The following is a 16,284-nucleotide window of genomic DNA, read 5'->3' as shown; positions in this document are numbered from 1 at the left end:
TAGAGCCACGGTGTGATTGATTTCAGTCGATCTCGCAACCCTCGACCGGTTGGTGGTTGTGGGTGCATTGGGCAGCGTACTCGGACGGCGTGAGGTAGCCCAGTGATGAGTGCCGGTGTCGATGGTTGTGGTCGTCTTTGAAGTCCTCGATCACCACCCTCGCTTCGAGAAGGCTCGTCCAGTGATTGCGGTTCAGGCACTCCTTCCGTAGTCGGTTGTTGAACGATTCGATGTGTCCGTTGTTCCACGGCGTCCCCGGCGGGATGTAGGAGATACCGACACGGTCGCGACAGAACTGTTGCAGCACATGCGAAATGAACTCCGGACCGTTGTCCATTCTCAGGACCATCGGCGGTCCGTCCCACAGCGCGAACGTCTTGTCGAGCTCGTCGGTCAGTCGTTGCGCGGTGATCGAGCGCTCCACGATGTTCAACAGGGACTGCCGGGTGTGTTCGTCGATCATCGACGCGATCTTGATCGCTTTCCCATCCACCGTGGAGTCGAACTGAAAATCCATAGCCCACACCACTTTCGGCGCATCGGCTTCGATCTGCGGGCAGGAGCTGATGCCGGCGCGTTTGCGGGGATGATAGATCCGAACCTGCAGACCCTCCTCCTTCCAGAGCCGGTGCACCTTCTTCTTGTTCACCGACATGCCCTGGTCGTGCCTCAGATGCGCCCAGGCGCGACGGAAGCCGTGCAGTGGATGCGAGCCTGCGTATGTCCGCAGCGACGCCCTCAGGGCCGCGTCGGGATCCGCGGGTGTGTCGGCGATCGGTGTTCGTGCGTAGGTGGAGCGGGCAAGCCCAACAGCTTTGCACGCCAGACGTTTCGACAGACTCATGGTGTTGACGAGCATGTCGACGGCGCGGCGCTTGGCGGCTGGGCTCAGAATTTTCCCTTCGCTACCTCCCGCAGTGCGTCCTTCTCCAGCTCGGCCTCGGCGAGCAGGCGTTTGAGCTTGCCGTTCTGCTCGCGCAGCTCCTTGAGTTCCTTCGCGGCATCGGTGTCCATCCCGCCGTACTGACGCCGCCAGTTGTACAACGTCGCCGCCGACACCTCGAGCTCCGCCGCGATCTCCTCTTGCGTCTTGCCTGCAGCGGTCAGCTCATCGGCACGGCGCAGTTTGCGCACGATGTCCTCGGCAGAGTTGCGCTTCCGTCCAGCCATGTTCTCCATCGTCCTATCCGCCCACTTCAGGGGCAACAAGACTCTAAAACGAGATGGCCCCGTTCACCGGGGACACGCCACTGGTCAAACTCCAACTGGCGCGCAGCACCCGAAACGCCGACCAGGTAATAGAGGCTCCGACGCCGAGTCCTCGCACCAAGGCATAGACGGACGTGCCGTAACGCCATGTCGGACACGGTTCGGCGCAGGACCTCGAGTCACCTTCACTTACTGACAGCGCATCTTTCCCACGGCAGGAGCTTTACATGCACCGCGTTTATCAGCTGGGGAATCCGATACCCGACTCACTCGCTCCCGGCATCGAGGCACTGTTGAACGATGCGAACGCGCACCTGGAACAAGTGGCCGCGCACACGGAAGCTGATCTCATTCGAATATGTTCCGACGCAGTCGGTCTCATACCAATGGGGGCCGAACCGATCACCGAGCACGTGATGCGTTCACTCCCCAATCTGCGAGTGGTAGCACGAGGTGGCGTCGGTGTGGACACGGTCGACATCGCCGCCGCCACAGAGTTGGGAATACAGGTCACAAACGCTCCCGACACCAACTACCAGGACGTTGCCGTTCATACCTTGGCGATGATTATGCATCTGCTCCGGCGCATCGGTGAGTTCGACGACCGGGTGAGGCGCGGGCAGTGGACCCACCCTCGATACGCCTCGATATTGCAGCGCCCCCACGCAATGCAGTTGGGAATTATCGGTTTCGGGCGAAGCGGGCAGGAACTCGCTCGGCTCGCGAGTACCGTCGGCTTTCGCATCGCTACTCACGTGCGCCCTGGCCGCGAAGACGCAGCGGCGGCCGCGGGAGCAACACCGTTGAGTCTCGACGAACTGCTGTCCACCTCGGACATCGTGTCCTTGCACATCGGTCTCGATCAACACACCAAGGAGATCATCGACACCTCCGCTTTGGCCCGATTCAAAAAGGGTGCCGTTTTGGTCAACGTCTCACGCGGAGGTTTGATCGATGAAGCCGCACTGATCGCTGCCTTGAACGCAGGCCACCTGGCCGGAGCCGCGCTCGATGTGTTCGCTCACGAGCCACTGCCGACGGACGACCCACTTTTGGCGGCACCGAACACCGTACTGACCCCCCACATCGCCTATCTGTCAGCCCAGTCGTTACTCGATGCTACCGCTACCACCGTCTCCGACGTGGTACGTGTGCTGCAAGACCGAACACCGAAATACCCAGTGAATACACCGAATTCAAACTAGAAATTGGAAAGAAGGACGACGTGCCCAGCTCATCACACGGCAGTGAAATCGCAACGATCGAGACACTGTCATGCAACGCCGGTTGGCGGAACTACCACTTTCTCAAGATCACAACTACCGACGGCACGGTGGGATGGTCAGAGTACGACGAAGATTTCGGTCCTCGCGGAATGACAGAAGTGATCCAGCGATATGCGCCCATGTTCATCGGTGGTGATGTGATGAACCACGAGCAGGTCTACACACGCGTGGCCGCTACTGCTCGCCCGGCGCCGTACGGTATGACCGCAGAAGTTTTCGGTGCCCTCGAGAACGCAATGCTCGACGCCAAAGCACGCATACTGGGTGTCCCGGTTTACGACCTGCTCGGCGGGAAGCACCGGGACAGCATTCAGGTCTATTGGTCGCACTGCGCGAGCTGGCGGATCAGCCACCCGAACCACTACGGCTCGAAAGTTTCCGATCTCGCCGGCGTCACCGCAACCGGGCAGGAGGCGAGGGATCGCGGTTTTACGGCTGTGAAGACCAATATGTTCCAGTACGGGCCGAACGGCCCCAAATCATGGGGATCTGGATTCGGCAATCCTTACGAGCCTGGACTGAACGTCGACCGAACCCTGATTCGTGACGTCGTCAAACATGTGGATGCATTACGGAGCGGAGTCGGCGACGACATCGAGATACTGATCGACCTGAACTTCAACGCCCGTACCGAAGGCTACCTCAGGCTGATACGCGCCCTCGAAGAGTTCGATCTGCTCTGGGTGGAGTTGGATCTGTACAACCCGGATGCGCTGGCTCTGATCCGCCAGCACGCCACTATGCCGATTGCATCGTGCGAGACATTGTTCGGCGTCCGTCAATTCCTTCCGTACCTGACCAAACAATCCATCGACGTCGGAATCGTCGACGTGGTGTGGAACGGAGTTTGGCAATCGATGAAAATTGCCAACACCGCCGAAGCCTTCGACGTCAACGTCGCACCGCACAATTTTTACAGCCACCTGGCCACAGCCATGAGCGCCCACTTCGCCGCAGCAGTACCGAACCTGCGGATCATGGAACACGACGTCGACCGACTCACCTACGACGACGATCTGTTCACCGGCACTCCCACGGTCGAAAATGGTCGTATGACAGTCCCGTCAGGACCCGGGTGGGGAATCGAACCGATCGAAGAGGAGATCCGGCGCCGTCCCCCAGTTCTGCGCACGAACTATCTCGGTATCGAAAAATACAGATGCCCACCAACAGTCGCAGCGACGAAGCGGTGGATCGCTATGATGCGGGAGTGAGCGTAGACGGAGCATCGGACGGCATCGAGGACATCGGCGGCGGAATTCGCAGCGTCGAACGGGCAGCGACAGTCATTCAAGCAATCTCCGACGCGGGCGCATCTGGAGCGCGACTTGTCGACATCGTGGCCGCTACGAATCTGTCCAAGACAACCGCGCACCGCATAGTGAACACGCTTCTGAATGTTGGCTGGCTCGAACAGGAAGACGAGGGCGGCATCCTGTACCTTGGGGTGCCGTTCATCGGCTTCGGGATGACGGCCTCGGACCGTCACGGGTTGGTTGACCTGGCGCAACCTCACCTGACGAAAGTTGCGGAGCTCACCGGTGACACCGTCTTTCTGTCGGTTCGCGTGGGGAACCGTGCTCTGTGCATAGATCAAGCCATTGGCACCTTCCCCGTCCGCATCATGGATCCCGCGGTCGGAGACCGCAGACCACTCGGTTCGTGCGCGGGGAGCTTGGCGCTGCTGGCCTGGTCGGACGACGATGATGATGAATTCGGTCTCCTCACCCGTGGTGCGAACACCACCGACCGGGTGCCTGACGCCGCTACCCTGCAAGGCCTCATCGTCGACGCCAGAAATACGGGGTACGTACGCTTCCCTGGTCTCATCATTCCCGACACGGTAGGCATCGCGGTTCCCATCTTCGGAGCCAACCGAGACGTCGTGGCCGCGCTCAGCGTGTCGTCCATCGAGCCTCGAATGTCGGGACAGCGCCAAACACACATCGTGGAATGGCTGCTGCGCGAGGCGGACGCTTTGTCGCGATCGCTACTGTCGATGAACCCGCGATTTTCAAAGCAGGACGTCCGCCGTGTGCTCGGGCCGCGTGCTGGGTAGACCGTCGGTTGATTTCGCACCGCTTCGGCAGTTTCCGTCCACCTGCCTGCCGCGAAAATTCGCGTAGCCGATCATTCAGCCTCGATCCACCGCCTGAGGTGATGTGCTGTGGTCGATGACCAAAGTGGACAGTGCCCCATGGGTGGTATCAAGCAAGCGGACGCCCGGTGGTGTCTGCACCTGAAACCACCATCAGGCGGACGTTGTCGACAATTCTGGCCAAACACCATTCTTCCACGTCAGGACTCGGCGCAGTCAGATGTTGATTGATCAGACCATCGAGCGCCGCGAAGTAAAAGCGGGCAATTCGGATCGTGTCGACCTTCGGCACAATTCCGAAATGCGTGGCAGTGTCGTCGATCAACGCGGACGTGATTCGGTCGATCTCCAGTCGATGATCAGCCGTGATCTCTCGCATTTGGGGCGAGCGTAGGGCCACCATTTCGAGTTCACCGAGCAGCTGATGCTTGCGCGGCTGATCGAGCACCGTCTGCCACAGCCGTGCTGTCAATGTTGCGATGCTGTCCTCGAAGTCGGTGCCCGCAGGCACCTCCACTGCTCGAACGTAGCCAAGGAATTCGTCGGTCAATTGCACGATGACTGCCCGATACAGCTCTTCCTTGGACCCGAACACATAGTGCAGCGTTGCCTGGGGAACCCCCAATTCCTTCGCGATCGCGCGCGTGCTTCCCGCCGCTGGGCCACTACGCATCAAAAGTTCGATTGCTGCCCGTACGAGCTGCTCGCGTCGCTCAGCGGCGGGTACGTGTGCCATTCGCCCATTCTAGGTGGCCCTGGGCGGCAAACCTCATCGCGTGCTGAGGAAACCCTAAGACTTGTTCGACTGACATAGTCATGTGAACGGATAGGTGTTAGGTTCGTCACGAACGACAGCAACCTCGGCAGGGAGTTTCCATGAATCGCTTGCACACACCCGATCGCGTCCGCCACACTCCCTCACGGCCGATCCCGGAACGGACCGCACTCCCCTACGTCGGACACGCTCTCGGCGTACCCGGTGGCAACAAGACGTGTCAGGAAACGTGCCGATCGTCAGGTACCGGCAACCAAGCAAGCGGCACCCAGCCGAAACACGGAGGCGGCGTCACCGTCGGCTACCTTCAGCGCCTTGTTTATGTTCCACGGCTCCAACCTCGGAACGTCGGCGTCCGACGCCCGAGAGCTCGCTGCGGTGGGAGCAGCCAAAGGGTTCATGACGGCCCACCAAGTCGTCGACTCTCTCGAGTCCCTTCTCGGCGCATTGTCCTCTCGTCGCGACACTCCCGACACCACTCCAGCTCCTCCCACGCTGGTGACCACCGCAGGATGCGATCCCTTGCGCACTGACGGAACACACTATGTAGCTCGCCTCGTCGATGCCGACATCAAGGTGACTTACCTTCCGTTCCCACACCTGGTGCACGGCTGGCTAGAGCTGGCGGAGGCAAGTGCCAGTGCAGGCGAAGCCCAGAGGCTACTGATCGAAGCGGTTGGTACCCTTCGTGATTCGACAGTTCGACGGCCCGCGGTTGGGCGGCGATGAGCGACCCGACGGCGCGGCACTCGACGAGTGAGCAGTTCAGAACGGCAGCGACCGGGGGACAGAGTCGAGTCAGCGCGCGGTGGTCGGTTCTGTTCGGGCTGGCGTGGACCGGTGTGTGGATGGCACAGCTGGCACCGTTTCAATACCTTCTGCCGGTTCAGCTGACCGCAGCACTCGGTGAACCGGTGTCGGCGGACGGCACCGGCTGGCAAGCCAGTGTGGTCGACTTCGGTGTTGTCTCCGGCCTCGCCGCGGTGTGCATGGCCATCGGGCTTCCCTTGGCAGGTGCCCTCAGCGACCGGACATCCGGCCGGTTCGGTCGACGTCGGCCGTGGATCGCAATCGGGACCCTGGTGTTCGCGTGCGCGTTGGTCGGTCTCGGATTCCAGACATCAACCACAGGAATCGCGGTGTGGTGGTGCGCCGCGATGTTCGGGTTCTGTGCCGTCGCATCGGCCTTGACCGCCCTGATCAAAGACCGAGTACCACACGAGCAACGCGGAACCGTGGCAGGTGCGATGTCCATGGCACAGGCATTCGGCCTGATTGTGGGCCTCGGCTCGGTGGCCGTTCTGGCATTGACAGCGGACTCGGCGTATATCCTGCTCGCCGCGTTCTTGTGCGCGTGCGCGGCCCCGTTCTTTCTCTCGGCGGGAACCGAACCCGCGGCGGTATCCCGATCCACCACCGCCGCTCACCTCTCATTGTCACCGCTCGCGTTGCTCCGACTTCATGACTTTCGGTGGGCCCTGATCGGCCGGATCACCGTCAACTTCGGAAACTCACTGTGTACGTGCCTGCTCATCTACTTCCTGCAATACGACTTGAAGATCGCCGACCCCGGCTCGGCCCTTCTCCTCCTCACCGTCGCATACATCGCCAGTGTTCTCGCCGTGTCCATGGTCTGCGGCTGGTTGTCCGACCGCGTCGGTCGCCGCAAGCCGTTCATCGTCGGCTCCGCAGCTCTGCAATCCGTCGCGGCCGTACTTCTGATGGTGTCCGACAGCCTGTGGTCCACAGTCGTGGCGCTGGCAATTATTGGAGCCGGTTACGGCTGCTACATGGGAATCGATCAAGCGCTCGGTGCGGACGTGCTTCCCGACGCCGAAAACAGCGGCAAGGAACTCGGCGTCATGAACGTCGCGCTGATCGTCCCGCCCGCCATCTGCCCACTGCTAGGTGCCGGCCTGGTCGACTTGTTCGACGGAAGTTTCGTCGAATTGTTCGCCACGTCCGGAATTCTCACCTTCATCGGAGGGCTCGCGGTCCTGCGCATTCGCTCGGTGCGGTGACCACGGTATTCGGCGAGCATCGCTGTGCCGGGATCTTCGAATCGATGTACGGTGGCGGCCCACTCGTGGAGGCGGAGTTCATCGCCGAAAGTTCATTCACCTCGCGGCTTCGAGGCGGCGATGACTGCCTGAGCCATTCTGCTGCTCCAATCTCTCTTGGAATCCAGCATTGGGCCAAGATGGATGCCCGTCGAGGTGGCGCAATGAGCGACCATGGCATCCGAGTACTGCTGCGCAGTCACATGTAGCGTCCGCCGGTGACCTCGGAGACGGTGCCGGTCATGTACGACGACAGATCGGACGCGTAGAACAACGCCACCGAGGCAACCTCACGCGGGTCCCCCGCACGCTGCATCGGTATTTCCGACATCTTCTGATCCCACGCCTTCTGCGGCATGGCCTCGGTCATCGCCGTCTTGATCAGTCCCGGCTGAATGACGTTGACCCGAACACCGAGGTGCGCAACCTCTTTGGCCGCGGCCTTGGACAGTCCCACAATCCCGGCCTTGGCCGCGGAGTAGTTGCTTTGCCCTATGAAACCGACCTTTGCCGAGATCGACGAGAGGTTGATGATCGATCCCCCACCGTTCTCGCGCATGACGCCTGCAGCAATTCTCGTGCCGTTCCAGCACCCCTTCAGGTGCACGTCGATCACCTGATCGAACTGCTCCTCTGTCATTTTCCGCATCGTCGCGTCACGGGTGATCCCCGCATTGTTGACCATGATGTCGATCGACCCGAACGACGCTACGGCGGCGTCTACCAGGGCCTGTACATCGTCGGCCGAGGTGACATTGCAGCGAACGCCGACTGCGGCGGAGGGCAGGGCATCTGCAGCTTCCTTCGCCTTCGATTCGTCGAGATCACCGATGACGATATTTGCGCCGTTCTCCGCGAACATCGTGGCGATGGCCAGACCGATGCCCTGCGCGCCACCGGTGATGACGGCTGTACGTCCTGAAATCATGAGATGTCCTGTTCTCTGTTGGTGCCGACTCTCATCGGGCGAAGTCGGCATCGAAAGCTGAGTTCTGCACGGCAATTCCCTGGCTCAGCATGCGGTCCGCTTCGTCGGAGTCTTTACCGGATTCCATGAGCAACGCGCGGGTGTGCTGGCCTAGCGCGGGAACATCACCCATCGGCGCTTCGTGATCGGCGAACGTGGCCGGCGGTAGTAGCGCCTGCGCTGTGGCGTGTTCGGTACCAACCGTGCGCCACCGATCACGTTCGACGAGTTGAGGATGAGCAACGACCTGATCCATCTGCTTCACCTGTGCCGCAGGAATACCGGCCGACGCCAGTTTCGTGTCCAGGTCCACGGTCGTGAAAAGCGATGTGCGGGCGGCGACGACCGCGTCGCACTCCGAGCGGTTCTGCACGCGCAGAACATTTGTCGCAAAACGTAGGTCGTCCGCCAACTCAGGGACGCCCAGTACGTCCGAGACGAGCGTTCGCCAGCCACGGTCGTTCTGCACACCGATCAGGATTTGACCATCGAGCGTCGGATAAGCGTCATACGGCGCAATCGAACTGTGGCTGACTCCCATGCGCTGAGGCTGCGCACCGGTGTACATCTGCGTGTACATTGCGTGGCCCATCCACTCCACGGTCGAATCGAACATGGAGACATCGATGGTCGCGCCCTCGCCGGTTCGTCCGCGCCGCAGCAACGCCGCGAGAACCGATTGTGCACAATACATTCCGGTGGCGATGTCGGCGGTGGGTATTCCGGTCTTGGCTGGCTCGTCCGGAGTTCCGGTGATGGAAATCAAGCCCGATTCGGCCTGGATCAGCATGTCGTAGGACTTCCGGTCCTGCATAGGACCACCTCTGCCGAACCCGGACATGTTCACCACTACCAGTTGCGGGTTCGCAGTCCGCAATTCGCCGGCACCGAAGCCGAGACGCTCTGCCGCACCAGGGGCAAGGTTCTGCACGAACACGTCGGCTCGGTCGATGAGTCCCCGAACGATCTGGCGTCCCTGCACCGACTTGAGATCTACCGCAAGTGATTCCTTGCCCCGGTTGAGCCACACGAAGTGCGCTCCGGTGCCGTGGACCGCGTGGTCGTAACCCCGCGCCAGGTCCCCACCGTCGGTGCGTTCGACCTTGATGACACGAGCACCCAGATCGGCGAGATTTCGGGTGGCGAGCGGCGCTGCGACGGCCTGCTCTATCGCGACAACGGTGAAGCCTTCGAGTGGTGCGTTCACGAGTTGCGTTTCTGTTCGGCGCGGATCAGGCCGCCGCCGACGATCAACCGTTGGATCTCGCTGGTGCCCTCGTACAGCCGAAGAAGCCGCACATCACGGTAAATGCGCTCGACGGGGACCTCTCGCATGTATCCGGCACCGCCGTGGATCTGGACGGCCAGATCGGCGACTTTACCCACCATTTCGGTGCAGAACAGCTTCACCGCAGACGGGGCGATACGCCGATCGGTTTCCTGCACCCACGCCCGCGCGGCCTCACGAACCATCGCTCGCCCCGCCATGACACCGACCTGCTGATCGGCGATCATGGCCTGCACCAATTGGAAGTTGCCGATCGGTTCTCCTCCTTGAGTGGACGCCGCGGCGTAAGACACGGATTCGTCCAGCGCGCGCTGCGCCTGACCGACGGCAATGGCGGCAATATGTACCCGTCCGCGCGCCAACGACGTCATCGCCGCCTTGTACCCGATATCGATCATGGGTCGTTCCGCAGGCTCCACTCCTGCATCGCCGTTGCCACCGACCAACGCATCGGCCTCGATCCGCACGTCGGTGAACGTCACATCAGCGGTTCCGGAGCCCTGCTGGCCCATCTTCGCATCCTTGACGCCCACCTCGATTCCCGCGGTGTCGGCGGGAACCAGGAATACCGCGATACCGTTGCCGCTCTCCGGTTTCGGATCCAGCTTGGCGAAAACGACGAACATGTTCGCGATCGGAGCATTGGTGATGTATCGCTTACTCCCGTTGATGACCCACCCGGTGCCGTCCACCTTCGCAGTGGTCTTCAGGCCTGCCGGATTGGATCCGGCCCCGTCCTCGGTCAATGCGAAGGAGGCGACGATGTCGCCGGCTGCCATGCCCGGCAACCATTTCGCCTTCTGCTCCTCGGTACCGAAGCCCACGAGCACCTGCCCGGCGATCCCGTTGTTGGTGCCGAACATCGATCGCAGCGACAACGAGGTATAGCCCAGTTCCATCGCGAACTCGACGTCCTGAATCAGATTGAGACCGAGCCCGCCCCACTCCTGCGGAATGGCGTAGCCGAACAGTCCCATTTCGGCGGACTGTTTCCGCAGATCGTCGGGAATCGAATCGGTGTTCATGATCTCGAGTTCACGCGGCACGACACGCGACCGCACGAAGTGGGAGATCTGCTTCAGCATGTCCGCGAAGACGTCATCCGGTACATCGGGGTTCAGCGTATCCATGGGACAACTATCGGTTACCGCATTACCATCAGTCCAATACTTAATTGGTACTTCTGTTTTACCAATTTCGGCAACAAAGGAGCTCGAGTGGACGTCGAACAGCTTCGCGCGTTCCTCGCCGTGGCCGAAGAGCTCCACTTCGGACGTGCGGCTGCGCGTCTGCACGTCGCGCAGCCGCCGTTGAGTCGCACCATCAAGCAGCTCGAGAAGCATCTCGGTGCCACCCTGTTCGACCGCAACACCCGTTCGGTGAAATTGACTGCCAGCGGTAAGGCCTTGATAGATCCCGCCCGGGCGGTGCTCGAAGCGATGCGCACTGCTGAGAACGCGGTCGTATCGGCCGACGGTGGCGAGACCGGACTCGTGCGGATCGCGTTCGCGGGTGTGTCGACACACCGCATGGTCGCGAGACTGGCTCGGCTCGTTCGGTCACAGCACCCGGGTATCGAACTCGAACTCTCGAGCCAGAACTTCGCCCAGCCAGCCATGAAGAGACTTCTGAGCGGGGACACCGACATTGCGCTCGGTAGATGGGACGTCATTCCGTCCACCGTCGAGTCCCAGGTCGTGATGCCCGACCACCTCGTTGTCGCGTTCGCCGACACGCATCCTCTGGCCGATGCACGACACATCGGAATCGAACAGCTGGCACAGGAACACTTCGTGTCGTTGCCATTGCACGAAGGATCAGTACTCCCCGATCGACTACGCCGATTGGCCGACGCGCACGGTTTCGTCCCCGACGTCGTTCAGATCGCACCCGACACCCAGACCGCCCTCGCTCTGGTATCCGCAGAAGTGGGGTGCCACCTGACTCTTGCTTCAGTAGCGGACAATGTCACCGATCCGCACCTGATGTTCATACAGCTCCGCGATTCCGCTCCCGGCGTGAACATGCTCGCCGCGTGGCGGAAGGACAGCACAAACCCTGCGCTGCGGGCGGTGCTTCGCCAGGTCGTCGGCCTTCGGGAGCGCTACGGCACGGTCTCTGGACATCACGTCGAACCCGCCGGGCAAGACCCGATTCGGACCGAAATGCAGGTTCCGGTGTTGCCGATCGGAACAGCTACCAGCCGGGATATGGGATACCAGGACCAATCTCCACGGTTCAAGGCGTCCCAAATGCCGACGACAATTCCCGAGGGACCCTAATGGGCATTCACGGTGATCGGTCGGCGGAACCGTGTCTGGTGGGCAAGTCCACGTCGTCGTGCCCCACCCTGTCGGTCGATGACACTGGAACCGGCGTCTTGTCGCACGCCCGAGCGGTGACCCTGCTCCGCACAGCAGAAGCAACTGCACTGACCGCAGCTTTGTCGGATCAGCTTTCGCCGTAGCGTAACCGCTGGCGCAGTTCGATCCCCGCAAATCATCACCGACCTCCGTAGGCGCCGCAGGCAAAGCCTCCTACGTCAGCGGATCGGCCTCTCGGACGGACGGAACGCTCCGCTGCAACGGTGTACCGATTGCCAAGACAGTCGTTGCGGAAATCAGGCTCTCGACTCGCCACCTCTCGGCCTCGGGGTGCGGTGCGGCAAGGTGCTGCTGGGTCATTCCATCGAATCCTGCGAGAAAGAACTGCGCCACCAGGATCGGATCGTTGAGTAGCTCGACCCCGGCGCGGCCGGCTGTCGTCCTGATCAACGAGCCGGTGACATGGTCGACGACCATCCTGTGATCTTCTACGAGCGCCTTCAACGTCGGCGAGCGGAGCGCCAGGACCGACAGCTCGGTGAGCAACAGGTGCGCGTACGGGTCGTCGAGCAGAGACTGCCACAGTCGGTTGACCAGAACCGCCAAGCATTGTTCGAAATCCGGAAACTCGGGGACGTCGACGGCCTGCACGTAGGCCACGAGATCGTCGGTGAGTTTCATGATCACGGCACGGTACATCTCCTCTTTACTGCCGAAGACATAGTGGACCGTGGCCTGCGCGACACCCAGCTCGGCGGCAACCGCACGGGTACTCGCCGCATGCGCTCCTTCGCGTTTCATCAGAGCGATCGCAGCACTGACGAGCTGCGGTCTCCGTTCCTCGACGCTCACGTGTGCCATGGGCCGATCGTAGACGGACTCCAATGCCCGGGCTGCGCACCCGGCCGAAGCACCCTCCGAACGGGTGCCCGACCCGCTCGCGGTCCGCCGATACCGTCTCGACGACCGAATATTGAGAATTTGTTAAAAGATTGTCGATCGACCTTGTCGTTCGAACAACTCGATGTATGTTCAAGGTCACCCGCGAGGGTCGCATCCGATACGAGGAGTCCACATGGGAGCGCACCGCCCGATCCCGAACACCGTCCCAGTACCGCAACGTCGTCGCCTGCCGTACTTCGGGCATGCACTGTCTCTGCCCCGCGGTGCCGACGCGATGCTGCACCTGATGAAAGAGTCCCGCACCCTCGGACCCGTGTTCAATCTGTCCGTCTTCGGTAACGACATGATCTTGGTGTCCGATCCCGATATTGTCGCCGAACTCTCCAACACCGATCGATTCGTCAAATGCATACCTTCCGACCTACTTCGACTGCGCGACCTCGGCGGCGACGGCCTTTTCACGGCATTCAACGAAGAACCGAACTGGCAGCTGGCACACGACATCCTGATGCCTGCGTTCTCGCTCGACGCCATGCGCGGGTATCACTCCACGATGGTCGCGGCCGCTCGCAGCCTGCTGGCCAGCTGGGACCGGCACGCGATAGCGCAGTACTCGACCGACGTTCCGACAGACATGACTCGACTGACGTTCGACACGATCGGAATGTGTGGATTCGGCTACGACTTCGCCTCGTTCGACCGTCCGGAACCGCACCCCTTCATTGCGTCGATGATGCGTGCGTTGAATCATGCCCAGGCCACCAATGAGCTCCCGGACATCGTCAACCGCTTCACGAAGCGGAAGAATGCCCAGTATGCCGCCGACATCCGATTGATGACAGACCTGATCAAGGACATCGTCGAGCAACGACGGGTGGACGATCCGACTCGAACCGACGATCTTCTCGGTCGAATGCTGAACTCGGTCGATCCGCGGACCGGAACTATGTTGGACGACGATAACGTTCGCAATCAAGTCATGACCTTCTTGATCGCAGGTCACGAAACAACCGGCGGGGCACTCTCTTTCGCGCTGTACTACCTCGCCAAGAACCCCGCGGTGCTCTCGCGGGCACAGCAGGAAGTCGATCTACTGTGGGGAACCGGCGACGACATCGACCCGACCTACTCCGATGTCGGCAAACTGACGTACGTACGCCAGATTCTCAACGAGGCGCTTCGCCTGTGGCCCACCGCGCCCGGATACGCAGTACAACCACTCGAGGACACCGTAGTGGGCGGCAAGTACGCCCTGCACACCGATGAAGCAATGACGATCCTGACACCCGCCCTGCACCGAGTGCCCGCATGGGGTGACAACGTCGACTCGTTCGATCCTGAACGCTTCTCACCGGAGCAGGTCGCGCGGCGTCCGGTGCACGTCTACAAACCGTTCGGAAACGGTGAACGTGCATGTATCGGCAGACAGTTCGCACTGCACGAGGCAACGCTGGTGCTGGGCATGTTGATCCACCGATTCCGGCTCGACGATCGCACCAACTACCAACTGAAGATCGGCATGACGCTCACCATCAAGCCGGAAGGCTTCACCCTCGTTCCGATTCGCCGGCAGGCATCCGACCGACACCGGCCGGCCGCGGCCCCGGCCACCGCACCGGTGGCAGAAATCGAACCGCAGATTACCCGCCCACAACTCGATCACTACCGGACACTCGTCGTTGCACACGGCTCGAATCTGGGCACCTCGTCGCGGATCGCCAGTGAACTGACCACCACGGCAACCGAACTCGGCATGGACGTCACCCTGCATCCTCTCGACGAGATCGTCGATGCACTCGATCCGGGAACACTGCTGGTCGTCGTCGCATCGTCCTACAACGGTCGCCCCACCGACGATGCCACCCAGTTCGTCCAGTGGGTACAGGGACTCGACGACCGAGCCCTCGACGGTGTCGGATTCGCGGTTCTCGGTGTGGGTGACAGTAATTGGGCTGCCACCTACCAACATATCCCGACTCTCGTCGACGCCCGCCTCGCAGCGGCAGGGGCCACTCGCGTGCATCCACGCGGGCAAGCCGACGTGGCAGGAGAATTCACCGGTACCGTCGAGCGATGGGTGGGTGCATTGTGGGACACCATCGGAACCACGGCCACCGCTGCCCCGTCGGACGACGCCGAGCTCGCCCTGGAGGACGCCCTCGGCCAGACGCCTCCGGCACACTCTCCGCGACACGTCCGACTGGACACCATGACCGTTCTCGACTGCACCGAACTGGTCGACATGGATCACCACCTGGGACGATCGAAGAAGCACATTCGGCTCGCACTCCCCGAGGGGACGACCTATCGCACAGCTGACCACATAGCGATACTTCCCCGAAATCTCGATGCAAACGTCGAGCGAGTCGCGAAGAGATTCACGGTCGAGTTGGACAACCCAGTGCGACTGACCGGACGCGGTGGTGGTGCACACCTTCCTCGGAACCGTGTCACCTCGCTCCGAGAGATTCTGAAAGACACCGTGGAGCTACAGGATTCGGCATCGCTCGCTACCATCACCACCCTGGCCGATGCCTGCAGCTGCCCTCCCGAGAAAGCGGCCTTGCGTGCGCTCGCAGGTCTGGACGCCGAGGAGTTCGATAATCAGGTCGTTCGTACCGGAACGAGTGCACTCGATCTGCTGGAGCGATTCGAATCGATAGATCTGCCCCTCGAGGTGTTCCTCGGACTGTTGCCGGAGCTTCGCCCGAGGCGATACTCCATCTCGTCGTCGCCCTCCGTCAGCCCCGGTGTCGTCGATCTCATGGTGTCCGCGCTCGACGCACCGCATCGAGCGCCGGAGCGGGGATCGAACTATCGAGGCACGGCGTCGAATTGGCTGTCATCGCTCAGGGCTTCCGAGACCATCGCGGCGCGAGTGATTCCGTGCAGCGACGGGTTCCGCCTGACAGCCGATGCGCCCGCCATCGTGGTGTCCGCTGGAACCGGCCTGGCGCCCTTCCGCGGCGTGATCCAGGACCGACTTGCCGCGCGAAGCGCAGCTCCACTGCTCGCGTATTTCGGCTGTGACCATCCCGAGGTCGACTACCTGCACCGAGAGGAACTGGAGAAGGCGGAGGCGGAGGGCGTAGTGAGTATGCGTCCGACGTTCGCCATGGATCCGGTGGACGGACAGCGTTTCGTCCAGGACAGGATGATTGCCGAAGGTGCAGAAATTCTGGCAATGGTGGATGCCGGATGCCAGATTCGTGTCTGCGGTGATGGATCCCGGGTCGGCGTCGGAGTGGATCTTGCTCTAACGCAGATCTTCTCGGACCATGCTGGACTCGATACGCACCGAGCCCGCGAGCGCGTCGAGCTGCTCCGCGCAGACGGCCGCTACGTCTCGGACGTCTGGACCCAATAGATCGCCG

13 protein-coding genes and 1 pseudogene are annotated in these 16,284 nt (G+C 61.5%); 8 read left to right on the top strand and 6 right to left on the bottom strand.

Annotated elements, in window-relative coordinates; genetic code table 11:
- Nucleotides 1-22: 22 nt before the first annotated feature.
- Nucleotides 23-1,170 (bottom strand): IS3 family transposase gene (locus WDS16_RS27335; RefSeq protein ID WP_422395690.1). Its coding sequence is split into 2 segments (ribosomal slippage): nt 23-903 and nt 903-1,170, totalling 1,149 coding nucleotides; the frame shifts between segments, so codons are not numbered across the junction.
- A 266-nt stretch (nt 1,171-1,436) separates the two neighbouring features.
- Here WDS16_RS27335 and WDS16_RS27330 point away from each other — a divergent pair.
- The 3 genes from WDS16_RS27330 to WDS16_RS27320 are packed head-to-tail and all read left to right on the top strand — an operon-like array spanning nt 1,437 to nt 4,554.
- On the top strand, nt 1,437-2,414 hold the full coding sequence (locus tag WDS16_RS27330) for a C-terminal binding protein (protein ID WP_338889309.1): 978 nt from the start codon (nt 1,437-1,439) through the stop codon (nt 2,412-2,414).
- Between the two features lie 20 nt (nt 2,415-2,434).
- Nucleotides 2,435-3,709 carry a mandelate racemase/muconate lactonizing enzyme family protein gene (locus WDS16_RS27325; protein WP_338889308.1) on the top strand — a complete coding sequence of 425 codons (1,275 nt, stop codon included), beginning with the start codon at nt 2,435-2,437 and terminating at the stop codon, nt 3,707-3,709.
- Entirely contained in the window at nt 3,706-4,554 is an 849-nt protein-coding gene (locus WDS16_RS27320; RefSeq protein ID WP_338889307.1) for an IclR family transcriptional regulator, read from the top strand. The genes WDS16_RS27325 and WDS16_RS27320 overlap by 4 nt, the downstream gene beginning before the upstream one ends.
- A gap of 148 nt (nt 4,555-4,702) precedes the next feature.
- Here the strand turns inward: WDS16_RS27320 and WDS16_RS27315 are convergent, their stop codons facing one another.
- Nucleotides 4,703-5,329 carry a TetR/AcrR family transcriptional regulator gene (locus WDS16_RS27315; RefSeq protein ID WP_338889306.1) on the bottom strand — a complete coding sequence of 209 codons (627 nt, stop codon included), beginning with the start codon at nt 5,327-5,329 and terminating at the stop codon, nt 4,703-4,705.
- A gap of 243 nt (nt 5,330-5,572) precedes the next feature.
- Between WDS16_RS27315 and WDS16_RS27310 the strand changes: the two genes are divergently transcribed.
- Both WDS16_RS27310 and WDS16_RS27305 read left to right on the top strand, forming a co-directional pair.
- The gene (locus WDS16_RS27310) at nt 5,573-6,097 is read left to right on the top strand and encodes an alpha/beta hydrolase fold domain-containing protein (protein ID WP_338889305.1); all 525 of its coding nucleotides are present in this window, start codon (nt 5,573-5,575) and stop codon (nt 6,095-6,097) included.
- Nucleotides 6,094-7,389, top strand: a complete 1,296-nt coding sequence (locus tag WDS16_RS27305; RefSeq protein WP_338889303.1) for an MFS transporter — start codon at nt 6,094-6,096, stop codon at nt 7,387-7,389. The genes WDS16_RS27310 and WDS16_RS27305 overlap by 4 nt, the downstream gene beginning before the upstream one ends.
- A gap of 238 nt (nt 7,390-7,627) precedes the next feature.
- Here the strand turns inward: WDS16_RS27305 and fabG are convergent, their stop codons facing one another.
- The 3 genes from fabG to WDS16_RS27290 are packed head-to-tail and all read right to left on the bottom strand — an operon-like array spanning nt 7,628 to nt 10,813.
- Nucleotides 7,628-8,356 carry a 3-oxoacyl-ACP reductase FabG gene (gene fabG / locus WDS16_RS27300; RefSeq protein WP_338889300.1) on the bottom strand — a complete coding sequence of 243 codons (729 nt, stop codon included), beginning with the start codon at nt 8,354-8,356 and terminating at the stop codon, nt 7,628-7,630.
- Between the two features lie 31 nt (nt 8,357-8,387).
- The gene (locus WDS16_RS27295) at nt 8,388-9,602 is read right to left on the bottom strand and encodes a CaiB/BaiF CoA-transferase family protein (RefSeq protein ID WP_338889298.1); all 1,215 of its coding nucleotides are present in this window, start codon (nt 9,600-9,602) and stop codon (nt 8,388-8,390) included.
- Nucleotides 9,599-10,813 carry an acyl-CoA dehydrogenase family protein gene (locus WDS16_RS27290; protein WP_338889296.1) on the bottom strand — a complete coding sequence of 405 codons (1,215 nt, stop codon included), beginning with the start codon at nt 10,811-10,813 and terminating at the stop codon, nt 9,599-9,601. The genes WDS16_RS27295 and WDS16_RS27290 overlap by 4 nt, the downstream gene beginning before the upstream one ends.
- A gap of 87 nt (nt 10,814-10,900) precedes the next feature.
- Between WDS16_RS27290 and WDS16_RS27285 the strand changes: the two genes are divergently transcribed.
- Together WDS16_RS27285 and WDS16_RS28275 are read left to right on the top strand one after the other, a co-directional pair.
- A complete protein-coding gene (locus WDS16_RS27285; RefSeq protein ID WP_338889293.1) occupies nt 10,901-11,965 on the top strand; it encodes a LysR family transcriptional regulator in 1,065 nt (354 codons plus the stop codon).
- Nucleotides 11,965-12,147, top strand: a pseudogene (locus WDS16_RS28275) (hypothetical protein); the annotation flags it as partial. The gene WDS16_RS27285 and the pseudogene WDS16_RS28275, both read left to right, overlap by 1 nt.
- Nucleotides 12,148-12,220: 73 nt before the next feature.
- Here the strand turns inward: WDS16_RS28275 and WDS16_RS27280 are convergent.
- Complete coding sequence (locus tag WDS16_RS27280; protein ID WP_338889291.1) at nt 12,221-12,868, bottom strand: TetR/AcrR family transcriptional regulator; 648 nt, start codon at nt 12,866-12,868, stop codon at nt 12,221-12,223.
- A 214-nt stretch (nt 12,869-13,082) separates the two neighbouring features.
- Between WDS16_RS27280 and WDS16_RS27275 the strand changes: the two genes are divergently transcribed.
- The gene (locus WDS16_RS27275) at nt 13,083-16,277 is read left to right on the top strand and encodes a cytochrome P450 (RefSeq protein WP_338889289.1); all 3,195 of its coding nucleotides are present in this window, start codon (nt 13,083-13,085) and stop codon (nt 16,275-16,277) included.
- Nucleotides 16,278-16,284: the final 7 nt, after the last annotated feature.

The sequence above is a fragment of the Rhodococcus sovatensis genome (assembly GCF_037327425.1).
In the GTDB taxonomy this organism is placed as follows: Bacteria; Actinomycetota; Actinomycetes; order Mycobacteriales; family Mycobacteriaceae; genus Rhodococcoides; species Rhodococcoides sovatense.
Note: the sequence above shows the minus strand (reverse complement) of the source record. Positions and strands in the feature narration are given on the sequence as shown.

Excerpts from the sequence above, each read along its gene's own strand:
- WDS16_RS27330 (WP_338889309.1), top strand. The coding sequence starts at position 1,437 with ATGCACCGCGTTTATCAGCTGGGGAATCCGATACCCGACTCACTCGCT.
- WDS16_RS27315 (WP_338889306.1), bottom strand. The coding sequence starts at position 5,329 with ATGGCACACGTACCCGCCGCTGAGCGACGCGAGCAGCTCGTACGGGCA.
- WDS16_RS27305 (WP_338889303.1), top strand. The coding sequence starts at position 6,094 with ATGAGCGACCCGACGGCGCGGCACTCGACGAGTGAGCAGTTCAGAACG.
- fabG (WP_338889300.1), bottom strand. The coding sequence starts at position 8,356 with ATGATTTCAGGACGTACAGCCGTCATCACCGGTGGCGCGCAGGGCATC.
- WDS16_RS27290 (WP_338889296.1), bottom strand. The coding sequence starts at position 10,813 with ATGGATACGCTGAACCCCGATGTACCGGATGACGTCTTCGCGGACATG.
- WDS16_RS27280 (WP_338889291.1), bottom strand. The coding sequence starts at position 12,868 with ATGGCACACGTGAGCGTCGAGGAACGGAGACCGCAGCTCGTCAGTGCT.
- WDS16_RS27275 (WP_338889289.1), top strand. The coding sequence starts at position 13,083 with ATGGGAGCGCACCGCCCGATCCCGAACACCGTCCCAGTACCGCAACGT.